General features: G+C 42.6%; 9 protein-coding genes. 3 read left to right on the top strand and 6 right to left on the bottom strand.

The window, feature by feature from the left end; all coding sequences use genetic code 11:
• Positions 1-8 precede the first annotated feature (8 nt).
• Positions 9-1,481, bottom strand: coding sequence for an APC family permease (locus OXIME_RS06950; RefSeq protein ID WP_393971122.1), 1,473 nt, complete (start codon positions 1,479-1,481; stop codon positions 9-11).
• A 119-nt stretch (positions 1,482-1,600) separates the two neighbouring features.
• On the bottom strand, positions 1,601-2,476 hold the full coding sequence (locus OXIME_RS06945) for a 2-hydroxyacid dehydrogenase (protein WP_393971121.1): 876 nt from the start codon (positions 2,474-2,476) through the stop codon (positions 1,601-1,603).
• 578 nt (positions 2,477-3,054) lie between these two features.
• Between OXIME_RS06945 and OXIME_RS06940 the strand changes: the two genes are divergently transcribed.
• Together OXIME_RS06940 and OXIME_RS06935 are read left to right on the top strand one after the other, a co-directional pair.
• A complete protein-coding gene (locus OXIME_RS06940; RefSeq protein WP_393971120.1) occupies positions 3,055-4,188 on the top strand; it encodes a geranylgeranyl reductase family protein in 1,134 nt (377 codons plus the stop codon).
• Entirely contained in the window at positions 4,188-5,105 is a 918-nt protein-coding gene (locus OXIME_RS06935) for a DMT family transporter (RefSeq protein WP_393971119.1), read from the top strand. Before OXIME_RS06940 ends, OXIME_RS06935 begins: the two co-directional genes overlap by 1 nt.
• On the opposite strand, the gene tgtA is transcribed toward OXIME_RS06935, so the two are convergent.
• The 3 genes from tgtA to OXIME_RS06920 all read right to left on the bottom strand — a co-directional run bounded on the left by tgtA (position 5,080) and on the right by OXIME_RS06920 (position 9,201).
• The gene (gene tgtA, locus OXIME_RS06930) at positions 5,080-7,008 is read right to left on the bottom strand and encodes a tRNA guanosine(15) transglycosylase TgtA (protein ID WP_393971118.1); all 1,929 of its coding nucleotides are present in this window, start codon (positions 7,006-7,008) and stop codon (positions 5,080-5,082) included. The genes OXIME_RS06935 and tgtA overlap by 26 nt on opposite strands.
• Positions 7,009-7,088: 80 nt before the next feature.
• The gene (locus OXIME_RS06925) at positions 7,089-8,018 is read right to left on the bottom strand and encodes an LD-carboxypeptidase (protein ID WP_393971117.1); all 930 of its coding nucleotides are present in this window, start codon (positions 8,016-8,018) and stop codon (positions 7,089-7,091) included.
• Positions 8,005-9,201, bottom strand: a complete 1,197-nt coding sequence (locus tag OXIME_RS06920) for a M20 family metallopeptidase (RefSeq protein ID WP_393971116.1) — start codon at positions 9,199-9,201, stop codon at positions 8,005-8,007. The genes OXIME_RS06925 and OXIME_RS06920 overlap by 14 nt, the downstream gene beginning before the upstream one ends.
• A 241-nt stretch (positions 9,202-9,442) precedes the next feature.
• Here OXIME_RS06920 and OXIME_RS06915 point away from each other — a divergent pair, with 241 nt between their 5' ends.
• Positions 9,443-10,519: an MFS transporter gene (locus OXIME_RS06915; protein ID WP_393971115.1), complete on the top strand. Its 1,077-nt coding sequence runs from the start codon at positions 9,443-9,445 to the stop codon at positions 10,517-10,519.
• Positions 10,520-10,761: 242 nt separating this feature from the next.
• On the opposite strand, the gene OXIME_RS06910 is transcribed toward OXIME_RS06915, so the two are convergent.
• Entirely contained in the window at positions 10,762-12,534 is a 1,773-nt protein-coding gene (locus OXIME_RS06910; RefSeq protein WP_393971114.1) for a ribosome biogenesis/translation initiation ATPase RLI, read from the bottom strand.
• Between the last annotated feature and the right edge of the window lie 6 nt (positions 12,535-12,540).

Here is a 12,540-nt window from a genome sequence, read left to right as displayed (position 1 = left end):
AAAATTATTCAATCCCATTTTATCTCAATGTGATCTGAATCATACGTACCGGCAGCAGTGGCAATCTTCGGTTTCCTCTTCACATAGTATACTGATAGAATCAACGCAAAGAGGGAAGACCAGATCAGACCGAACACTGCTGAAGACGCATATGCAAGGTTGCTGAAGGATGGTTTGACAAGCTCAGATAGAATATCCTGTTCAACTGTAAAGAAGATCACAACAAGTGCTATTGCCGACGAGACTATTGGCACAACTCCATGTACAATTGGCCTGAACACCTTTTGCGATCTTGTGTAAAGGGTAAGACTGATGTTAGCGTATACGTGGGTGAAAATGATCCCAATTCCGGCTCCGGTAAGAAGTATGAGTGCACCTGTCCTTGGTCCAAACAGAAATCCGAAGAGAAGGTTGATTATAAGCATAACAATCATGTACCCTCTTATTGCCTTATACGGGCTCTTGTATTTCTTATGCACCTCTGAGAAAGATTTTGGGAATATGATTTTGTCCCTGCTTGCAGAAAACCATACTCTGCTGACGGCATTTGTCTTGGCCACTCCATTTGAAAGGTAACTGTTTATAGTGAACACTATAAGCAGGATTGCACCTATTGGCCCCAGATAATGCGTGAAGACATAGAGTCCCGGATCTGGGGTGGTGGAGAAAGATCCAATGTTGGATATCCCGAATCCAACAGTGAGGGCATATGTTGCTGGTATGAGTGCAAGCCCTGAAAAAAGGTAGGAAAGGAGCAGTGAATTCTTTATCTTTTTCTTGGGTTCCTTAATCTCCTCTGAAATGGTGGTGGATATTCCTATGCCTGTAAAATCACTGATTGAGAATATCATGGAGAGGAAAAATATTGGCAGTATTCCCACTGGAAGTGTAAATGGAGCAAAGGAATTTCCTGGACCCACCTCAACGATAATTATCACGGCTGCAACAAAGAGGAAGAGAACCTCAGCAAGTCCAGTGATGAATGTGTATTGAACAGATGGCCTGATGCCAAGATAGGGGATCAGTGTAATGTAAACTATCATGCCAACTGCAAAGACCACCCACAAATACTTGAATGCAGATATCTGGGCAGAGAGCAGAAACAGGAAAGATGATATTCCCAGTATGGCGAAGGCTGAAGACGTTAGATTCTCGTAAAGCCATGAAAAAGCAGTTGCTGGACCATAAAACCCAGATTTTGTAGCTGCTGCGGCATAAGCATAATATCCCCCTGCATTCGATCTCAGTTTTGAGAACTCGTATGGGGTAATCATCCAGAGACCATAAATCAGCCATGCAACAATTATAGCGGTCACAGACCTGAAGCCAACATCAGCAAAAGTTCCTATCAGGAGTATGGCAATATCAGCAGCGGGGCCAACCTGAGCCAGTGAATAAAAGGCTCCCTGCCATGTTCCAACAGACCCTTTTTGCAGTTCATAAAGTTTTTTCCTTGGACCCTCAGTGGTTCCTTGGGGCATATACGCATTATTGGGTCATATTATTTAAGTGGTTCTGCGAACTTTTTTATACATCCGGTAATCTTTAAACATATTGGTCAGATGTCAACACTGACCAAAGTCATATTCTCATTCACAAATCATACATAATCTTCTCTTTTCACAATGTTTTCTGGATTGCCGTCCAGATACTTTCTGATGTTGTGACAGGCATGAATCATGGCTTCTTCAATTAAGTCAGGGGAAAGTCCGGCAACATGTGGCGTCAATACGACATTTTCCGGCAAATTTCCTTCTATCTTGGGTTCTCCCCACCAAACATCTGAAAGATACTCTTTTTCTGGATTTTTCTTGAGGAAATCAAGCATTGAAGCTTTATCCACTATATGGGATCTTGCAACATTAACAATTACACTTCCTCTGAAAAGAGAGAGAAGATGGGATCCAACATATCCTCTTGTCTCTTTTGTAAGTGGAAGGCCAATTATGACCACATCGCTTTCCCTGAATATTTCATCCGGGGTGTTCACAAACTTATCCACATTTGTTTTTTCACCTGGTGTTCTGGTAAATGCAAGAATCTTCATGCCAAATGCTTTGCCAAGTCTTGCACAGGACCTTCCAATGCCTCCGTAGCCAAGTATGCCCAAAGTTTTGTGTTTCAGTGAAGATACAGGAAGTTTCTTCCATGTCCCCTCTTTTGTCATTGAATCGAAAGTTGATATTTTCCTCATGTAGGATAGGATAAGGGCGAAGGCATGCTCTGCAACTGGATCGGAGAAAGCATCAGCATTACTGCAGAATGTAACATTTTTTGGAATTTCTGCTATTTTAACATGATCCACTCCGGCGGTTATTGTCTGAATCAGCTTTGTCTCAGGTCCAAGCATGTAATCTCCCTGTATTAGCTCTATCTCAGTAGGATAAACTGGCCTTATCTCAACCGGTACATCTGTGATCTCACGGCATCTGTCAGCCATTTCTTTTGTAACATCAAAATAAATTCCCACTTTCATCTATGAGTATTTTTGCCTTTTAATTAAGGTTTTTAGTCATAATTTTTAAAAGAATCCATTAACTTAAAATACAGTTTAAGACTAAGTTAAAGATCTAATTTACTCAAGATATTTACTCAAGATAAGAGAATATTCCCCCATTGTCCTGCCTTCACTTTCCATTATTCAAAAAGTTTTATTGTAACACATTGCTTATAATGTCATGTTAGTGTTTGTGAAATGCGGAAAAATGATGCAGAAAAGATTCATTTAATTGCGACACCCGCCAATTTAGAGGGATATTATGTGAAAGGAATGCGTTATAAAAATTATATCCTCTAGAATCATAATTTTCAGATCTTTATGTCCAAGTCTTAAGAAAGATCTAAATTTTAAGTTTTAATACGAAAATGCCATGAATCGTCTCATTTTTTTGTTCAACAAACATGTCATATTTCAGCCGTAGTTCAAAGTGCAATAATATTACATAATAAAAAGGATCAATTTATGGCACTCTTCTTTCGGCCTCTCGATGGATTCGTAAATGCATTTCATGATTGAATCCAATAAAATTAAATTACTGAAGCAATGAAGTAGGCGTGAGAGATGCCATTGTTGTGGGTGCCGGTCCTTCTGGGTCCTATCTGTCCTATTCTCTGTCAAAGATGGGGTACGATGTCCTCAACCTTGAGGAACACAATGAGGTTGGAAAACCCGTGGAGTGTACAGGTCTTGTTTCAGAAAGAGTTTTCAGGTATGTCAGAAGCAGGGCAAAGATCAATTCTGTCAGTGGTGCCCATATATATTTCCCAAACGGAGAGGAGATACATGTTGCAAAATCGGAAAAAACCATCGTTATGGAGAGGGATGTGTTCGACAGGGATGCAGCCGGACAGTCAATAGGTGCAGGAACAGACCTCAGACTTGGTTCAAAAGTTTCTAGAATAAAGATAGGAAATGATTCAGTGAAAGTGTCTTTCAGAGAAGACGGAAATCTGAAAGAAGAACAGTGCAGGGTGGTTATTGGTGCCGACGGCGTCAATAGTGTGGTAAGGAAAGAGGTTTTCAATACCCGCCCAGGCAGGATAATCTCCACATACCAGGTTGACAGTTCAGTGAGGATGGAAGATCAGGACAGCGTAGACGTATACCTTGGATCGGAAAGCTCCATGGGATTTTTTGGCTGGGCAACACCTTCAGGGGACATCTCAAGAATAGGCGTTGGTTCATATGGGCAGCCTTTCAACTATTTCAGGAATGTAAGCCGCAGATTTCCAGGAGAAAGAATACTGGGAATAAACGGTGGCGGCATACCAATAACCTACCTGAGAAGGACATACAGCGACAGATGCCTTCTTGTTGGAGATGCCGCAGGCATAGTGAAGCCTCTCACAGGGGGAGGAATTTATACGGGGATAGTGTCGGCATCCCATGCAGCCAGAACGCTGGAAAAGGCACTGGAAAGCAATAGCCTCTCCAGATCATCTCTATCATCTTATCAGCGGAGATGGAAAAGAGACATTGGTAAGGAGCTTTTCTTCGATGGGATAATACAGAGAATATTCGGCCATCTTTCAGACAGGTCACTGAATAAAATTTATGAGGTGATCTCGGACGAGAAGGTTATTGGAACAATTAACAGCAGGGGTGATATAGACTATCCGTCAAAGGTCATCATACCACTTCTGCTGAAGAATCCGGGACTCATCAAGCATCTTTTCAAGGTCTCATGATGAAGAACCAGAAAATACTCTATATGGGACTGATACTCCTGGTCACTTTCTTCTGGGGGATCACATTTCCACTGATCAAGTTGGCCCTGGAGTATATATCTCCAGTTGTGTTTCTGGCACTAAGATTCGCGGTTTCTTCCCTAATGCTAATGCCTTTCATATTCAGATCAGGAAAGCTGAAGGACAGAAGAATGGCAAGAATCGGAATGACCGCAGGTGTCTTCCTTTTCCTGGGATATTATTTCCAGACAGTGGGACTTGATTATACGACAGCTGCAAATTCCGGGATTATAACTGGCATATACGTTGTGATTCTTCCCTTTATCTCCTTTGCATACCTTAAAATGAAAGTGTCCAGGCTGGACGTCGCTGCTTCAGCCATTGCTTTTGCAGGCCTTTTCATAATGTCGGCATCATCTTTGGCAATTAGGAGCAGCACTGTGGAATTTGGGGATATCTTTACCTTGATATGCGGCGTTGCCTATGCCCTTCAGATAGCATATGTGGCCAGATATTCAGGTGGGCTGGATTCAACAGTCTTCACGTTCTACCAGATACTCACGGTGGCAATACTTTCAACCGTATTCATACCTACATATTCCACATCACTTTTTACCATAAACGCCCTTGTTGTCTTTGTAATAATTTTCACCGCCCTCTTTGGCGGGGTCCTTGCCTATTTTATAACAACCAAAGCTCTGATCTATGTTGAACCCACCTCAGCAGGAATTATATTTGTAGGTGAACCCATATTTGCCGCAATTTCAGCAGTAGTAATAGGTGGGGAAGTACTTGGCCCTCTTACCATCATTGGGGGAACAGTAATGGTATTTGCAATGTTTCTCACATCAATAGATAAATACTTGTCTCGCCGCAGGGAACTGAGTTCTGCTAAGAGGAGTCTAGGTGTGCACTAATGGCGTGGTGAACCTTGACTGCAACACCTTCCTTGTAAGATAAGAGTTCCTTACCGCTTACAGTGGCTTTGCCAACCGCAAGAAGCCTGTCATCTTGGTCAACAACAAGCACATCATTACCTGCAACTATATTCTCATCAGCCTCAAGGATAAACTTGAAGAATACATTGAACCCCTTAATGTTGTATTCAGCACTGTCTCTGCCCACAACAACTCTGTTCCCGGGGTATAGGGTGGCAGATCTCAGCATCTCCCCCCCATATGTAGTGAGCGTGAAGAATCCGTCCATTGTACGCATTGTTCCTGTAATTTTGCCATTGTATAGAATATTCCTTATCCTTCCGGTGCTGCGGGACTTAATTATTGTGGAATCTTCCGGAAACAGGGCTAAACCTGATCCAATCCCGAACTGGAAATCAGCCACAGTCCTGATCTTTTCAAGATCGAAGTTCCTTGCAGCCTTATTCTCTGGATCTACCACCATGTCCTTAAGATATCTCACCAAATGGGGCTTCACCAGAAAGGCTATGGAGTTGTAGTTTTCTATGAAGGTTTTTTCATCTGAATGTGATGATGTGAGATGCTGCTCCACCGGATAGGTCTCCTCCAGTTCCATGGGTATCAGCATGTCACACCATTCCAGCATAACATTGAGGGGGTTGCTCTCATAGAGCGCAAGAATCTCCTTCTTCAACGGAACTCCCGGTCTCCAGCTGTCTGCCGGCACTATGGCAGTATCACGCCTGTTTCTTTCAATATATCCAATTGAAAATTTCATCAGCCTGCTCAAGGAAGGATCAAGGAGAGACGTGCTCTCATAATAGAAGAAAGGGCTTTTCTTTGATATGTCCTGGAAATATGCAATATTTTCACGGTGATCCAGTATGCGCATGAATGCTCTGTATAGATACGGATGGGCTCTGCTTTTCTCCTGGATATAGTTGAATAGCGTCTCTTCATGAATTCTTTCCTTTATCTCCTCCAGCTCCATGAAGAGGGCTGCAAGGTTGTGCCTCGAAAGCAAAACGGTTTTCTCATCCTTTTCAAGCCTTTTCACCTCGGATGGGGAATATTTTCCAAAAAGTGGAGACCAGTATGGGAAGTCCCTTATTTTCGTTATATCTCGTGAACCTTCAGGATAGAGAAGTCTGCCGTCTCTTGCGTATTTCACATAGGAAGCTGAATCAAACAGATCAACCCCAAGATATACAGCCATGGCAAGAAACATGGGATGCCCCCCGCCGAAAAGGTGGATGGGTTTTCCCAGATTTGTGTTTATTCTGGCGCTAACTATTATGTCAACAAGTGTTTCATAATTGTAGTTTTCAAGCAGGGGCACCACTCCCCCTATGGGAAGATAGTCAGCCCTGCTCCCTCCCATGAGTTCGGCTGACTGCTTTCTCAGATCAGGATATACTGACCCCTGTATGGGTCCGGCTAGCATTGACCCGGAATAATCAGGAATCTCCTCCACTCTTCTGTACGTTTCCATCACGGCATTCCTCGCCTGATCGTATGTGTCATCCGGCTTGGAGAATATATCAAGTATGGTGGTTATATCGCTGCCTATGGACCTCTGGAATTCAACTATTTCCTGGTTGGTATATTCTACATCCCCATAAACATAGCTCTGGAATGTTCCCGAATCAGTCATTATTGGCCCGTCAAAGTCCATGAGGCTGTGAAGGCCGTCTTTCAGTGCTTTTTCCTTTAGAGTTGAACTTCTCCTGATTATGTAGCTGTTGGTTATTATGGCCTGGGCCCCGAATTTCTTCATCTCTTTCGGCGGTATGACCAAAAGATTGGGGTTTACAACAGGTAGGATTGTCGGCGTCTCAACCTTTCCGTGAAGAGTTGTAAATCTTCCTATCCTGGCAAGTCCGTCCCTGTGTATTATCTCCATATTTCCCGTAGCAGTTATGGTGTAATAAATTATGGTTTCATGAAAATTTTAACAAGCCCATTCCTGCATGCAGTGCCGTATTAGCTGACTATGTCCTCCTTAAGACTGATGTAAGGATCATCATCAGATATTTCTATTCTGGAATTTAGGGGTATGAGAAGCTGCTCCTCGCCATGCCCGAATGGTGCGCCGTAAAGTGACGGCTTGTTTGTCTCATTCATGAATTTCTGCACCACATCCTCGACAGAAGGTGTTGGTTCATCCTTATCCATGATGGCTTTGAAATCTCCGAATACATAACCTGAAAACTTATTGAGGTTGGCAAGCTTCATTGTGTAGAAGTATCTGTCAATATCTCCTGAGGTTATATTTGTATCCTCAATGAAAAATATCCTTCCATCTGTATCTGGAAGATAAGATGTTCCAAAAAGAGATGCGGCAACTGAAAGGTTTGTTCCCATTGACAATCCCTCCGCCTTTCCGGGTATTATGTACTTTATAAGGCGATCCTTGTTGATCATGCCTATATCCGTGGATTTTCCTGATAGGATATCAAGAAAATATTTGAAAGTGGGCTTTGAAAACTCGCCTACATCGGATGCCACCATTGGGCCATGGAAGGTAACAAGATTGGAAAACTTGTTTATGGCTAGATGCAGGGCAGTTATATCGCTGTAACCCATGAAAATCTTGGGATTGTCCCTGATCAGATCATAATCAAGCATTGGGAGTATATGTATGCTCCCATATCCACCTCTGGCGCAGAATATGGCCTTTACGCTGCTGTCCTTGAATGCTGCCATAATCTCCTCGGATCTCTCCTTTGCAGGCGCTGCAAGATCGTTTCTCTGCACAAGCTTCTTTATGTTCTTTCCAACAGAAACTTTGAATCCCATCTTTTTCAACCTGCCTAACCCTTCTGATAGCTGTTTTATATCCGGTGCACTGGCGGGTGCTATAATCCTGATTTCGTCGCCAGGGTTTAATTTTGGGGGTTTAATTTTTTCCATTTACATCACCAAATTCTCTTTTTATCTTATCCAGTATTGCAGGTTCCTTAATGATCTTGAGTGCTGAATTCGCCGTTGCTAATATTGCTTTCTTTAGATTTTCAATGTTTTTTTCAGGTTCAGACGCAATTCTGAACAGATCAGAATGGCCGGGGAGGTTATCACCCACTTTCATATCAATGTGCCCGGTTGGAACCTTAAGGCTTACGTTTGCCTCATCGGTGCTCCCAGATGCTATCTCTGTACTTCTGTCAAGGTTAATGACCTTCACTCCCATCTTTTCAAGATCCTCCTGAAGCATTTGGTCAATAACTGTGTTTGCAGAATATTCAGTATACATGGGTATGAGATCATTCACCTCAAGTTCGGTACCAAACCCCCGTGATATGGAAGCAACAAGATTTACTATTCTTTCCTTGAAAAGATTCAGGAATTCAGAGGATGTTGATCTAATGTCAACTTCCAGCACTGCCCTGTCGGGGATAACGTTTGAAGATCTCCCCCCATCCTTTATGATCATCCCCAAAACAAGATGCTTATCAACCCCAGCCCAGTCTCTTGAATTATTTATGGCCGCATAGGATGTTACCAGTGCATCCAGTGCATTTATACCTTCCCAAGGGGAGGCTGCCATATGTGCCGATTTTCCTTTAAAAGTGAACTCAAGCTGGAGATCGGCAAGAGCTTTGCACCCCACACACCATCTGTCATCAGGGTGCATCCCTAACATGAAATCTATTCCAGAAAAGCATCCCTTGTTGGCCATTATTATCTTGCTTCCTGCGTATGGCCCAATGCCTTCTTCAGATGGTGTTCCGAACAGTACTATCTTTCCTGAATCCATCAGGTCTTTCATAACAACTGCAGTGCCATAAGCCCAGGCAGAAATCAGGTTATGGCCGCACGAATGTCCGTTGGGAAGTGCGTCATATTCCATCAACAATCCAACAGTGGGGCATCCAGATCCATATTCTGCCCTGAAGGCAGTTTTCATGTCCATGAAATTTTCCTGGACATTAAAACCATTATTTCTCAGTTTTTCAATAATCGCTGATGATGATCTGAACTCCATGCTTCCCAGTTCAGCAAAATTGTAAATCTCTCTCGAAAGATCAATTATTTCCTCAATATGTTTTTCAATAGATTCATGTATGTCTGTCAAAAGCCCTTCCTCATTATGCATTAGGGCTGGCTTAAAATAATGTTTTCCATATTTTGATTATTCATCCTTATTATCAACAAATTTCATTTCAACCCACAGCGTTTTCCATTTTTCACTAATAGATTCAGGAATGCATAAGAATTCATTTCAAAGTGACAGGACCTGAAAAGCGATAAATTTAGTAGCCTAAAAGGCACAATTATCAGCCATTAATTAACTTTGTTAACGAGAAGGTTAATATTTGTTATATAAATCTCATTAAATGGAGGGGGATGAAAACCGGCAGAAATTGAGAGATAACCGGAGTTTTAATCTGTACCTTTCCAGGGTTGCATTTACAAGCCTGGCATTCAGTCTTTATTCCATTTTTATTCCCATCTTCGCCTACACCTATTCGGGAAACCTCATTTTTACAGGCCTTGTGCTATTTGCACAATATGGGGTTTATTCTCTTTCATTTCTCGCTGGGCCCATAGTTGACAGGGTGAGAAACAAGAGGATTATATTCGTCATGTCCTATTCAACCATAGCCGCATTATGGGCATTTATGGCTGAAATGGTGCATCTTAAATCGCTTTCACCGGAAATACTCATTGGGGTAGTGATAGCAATTGCATTTGCGGATAACTTTGCGTGGACAACAGGTCACATTATCCTCCCAATGCTGGTAAACAAATCCGATTTCTTCAAAGCGAATGGCTATGTGCGTCTGATCTCAGGTTCACATGAAGTGGGGGGCTTAGCCCTAGCCGGGGTAATTTTGATCTATCCTGGGGATGTATATTCCATCTTGCTTTATTCGGCAGCAATGTGGTGTGCAGCCTTTATAAGTCTCCACATACCATTATATACTGGAAACAGAGAATCAGAAGGAAATGAAGGGTTGGCAGAAGGCTGGAAATACCTTGCCAGAAATTATAAGCCAATGATCCTTACAGCAATATATCTTTCACTTATCTCTTTCTTCGGACTTGCACCTGCATTGCTTATACTGAATGGCACTTCAGGTTCTTTTTGGTACATAGTCCTCTACGCAGCATTCATGGTGGGAGGGATTATAGCCGGTCCACTGCTGGGGATATTAAACATGAGGAAAAGAGTCGGCCTGGGCATTGTGACCTCAGCAATGTCGTATGCTTTTTTAATAATGGCTTCTTCATATCTCTTTGCTGTTCCTATTTTTGAGATCCCGGTATGGATGGTTGCAGGGATTTCATTGGATACATGCATAACGCTTTTCAATGTGTATCTGCAAGGGACCGTAAAAAGGGAATTTCTGGGGAGATCGGCTTCTTCACTCTATACTTTTAGGAAGTATCAGTATCAGCTGGGAGCCTGATCATCCCTGTTATAATCCTTAATTTCGGATTAAAAATTACCTCACTTATACCGGTTCTCATAATTATTCCGGTTTCTATTGTCTTAATTGCTGCAGCTAAATCCATGTATAAAATTTCGTTCTAGAGATTTGAATCCTGTAGATATTATACGCTTACTGGCATTGAATCTAAAACAGGGTACAGATGATTATGGGTATTGCTTTGAATTCAAAGGGTCCTGAAACATAACAATATTTAAAAATCATGAGGAATAGTAATAATTTCCTGAAGTCTTCTGTTCCCTGTCCAGTGCGCTATCCAGCTTGTTTATCCTTGGTCTGTGGGTCGTTTCATCTCTCCTGAATGTTATCCCCACTTCAGACAGAAATCTGTTCATTCCATCTTTCATATTGGTAGGGCCGTATGTACTCCCATTCACTCCGGGAATTCCGGAGAAAACCATCAGGTTATCAGAAATGAGGTCTATGAGATATATGTCATGATCAACAATAAGGGCACTCTTCTTGTTGGCCTCCATGACTCTTCTTATGATCTTTGCAGCTGCCATCCTGTAAACGCTATCCAGATGTGCTGAGGGTTCATCCATGAGGTAAAGGTCCGCGTCTCTGCATAGTGTAAGGGCAATGGAAAGCCTCTGCAGCTCACCGCCGGAAAGATCGCCCACATTAAGGCTGTACATGTCCTCGATATCAAGTGGCTTTAAGATCTCATTCTTAACAAAACCGCTGGCTGCTAGTTCCTTCAGGGATGATAAAACCAGATCTTCAACTGTTCCATCAAAATCGGTTGATATGTATTGCGGCTTGTAGGCTATCCTTATATTTTCATCAACAGAGCCTGTATCAGGCTTGAGGACACCTGCCAATATTTTCATCATGGTTGTCTTTCCCAAAGCATTTCTGCCAAGCACACCAATGACCTGCCCGGATTTAATTTCTCCCGGATTGACATGAATAGTGAAATCTCCAAGCTTTTTTGTAAGATCCATCCATTTTATCAATGTCTGCCCTGTGCTGGTCCTCTTCTGGGATTTTTCCTGGAAATCTATGGCATAGTTCCTGATTCTTACGTTCTCTTCCCTGAGATAGCCGGAAAGAAATGAGTTTATTGCCTTGTTGGTTGTTTTCGGATCAACAATAACCCCAAAAACTCCGCTCTGACCGTAGACAAGATGGACGTTATCAGCCATCCAGTCAAGTATTGCAAGATCATGTTCCACTATCATAACAGTCTTCTTTGCGGCAAGTTTCTGTATGGTGTTTGCCACATTGACCCTTTCTCTGATATCCAGGTATGACGACATCTCATCCATAAGATAGATGTCCGCATCCTTTAGAAGTGCGGTGGCAATTGCAAATTTTTGCAGTTCACCACCCGAACAGCTTTCAACATCCTTTTCAAGTGATCCCTCGAGATTCAGCTGTGATGAAACCAGATCAAAATTCCCTGTCTGGTCATTCTTCTTCAGGATCTCTCCGATCTTCCCCCTGACTGCCTTTGGAATAAGGTCAATATACTGTGTTTTTATGACAGCCTTTTTCTCTCCGGAATAAAGGGCATCAAAGTAGTCTCCCATAACGGTCCCAGAAAGTCTATCTAGCAAATCCTCCTTGGAACCGCCTTTATCATAATTACCGAAATTTGGTACGGTTATCCCGGCCAGTATGTTTATTGTCGTGGTTTTCCCCATTCCATTGGGCCCGAGTATTGCCGTTACCTTCCCATGTGCTATTGTCGGGATGGAATAAAGCCTAAACGAGTTCATTCCGTATTGGTGGAATATCTCCTTGTTCATCTCATCGGGAACTGAGACGATCTTTATGGCCCCAAAGGGGCATCGGTGGACGCAGATTCCGCATCCTATGCAGAGCGCTTCAGTTATAACCGGCTGTTCGCTCTCTACAGGGAACTCTATTGTAGGGGTGCCACTTCTGACTGGAGGGCAGTAAAACTGGCATTCATGATGGCATTTTTTTGGATGGCACCTTTCCCTGTCAAGAACTGCAATATGCATAAAACA

It is taken from the genome of Oxyplasma meridianum, assembly GCF_038024865.1.
Taxonomy (GTDB): domain Archaea; phylum Thermoplasmatota; class Thermoplasmata; order Thermoplasmatales; family Thermoplasmataceae; genus Oxyplasma; species Oxyplasma meridianum.
Note: the sequence above shows the minus strand (reverse complement) of the source record. Positions and strands in the feature narration are given on the sequence as shown.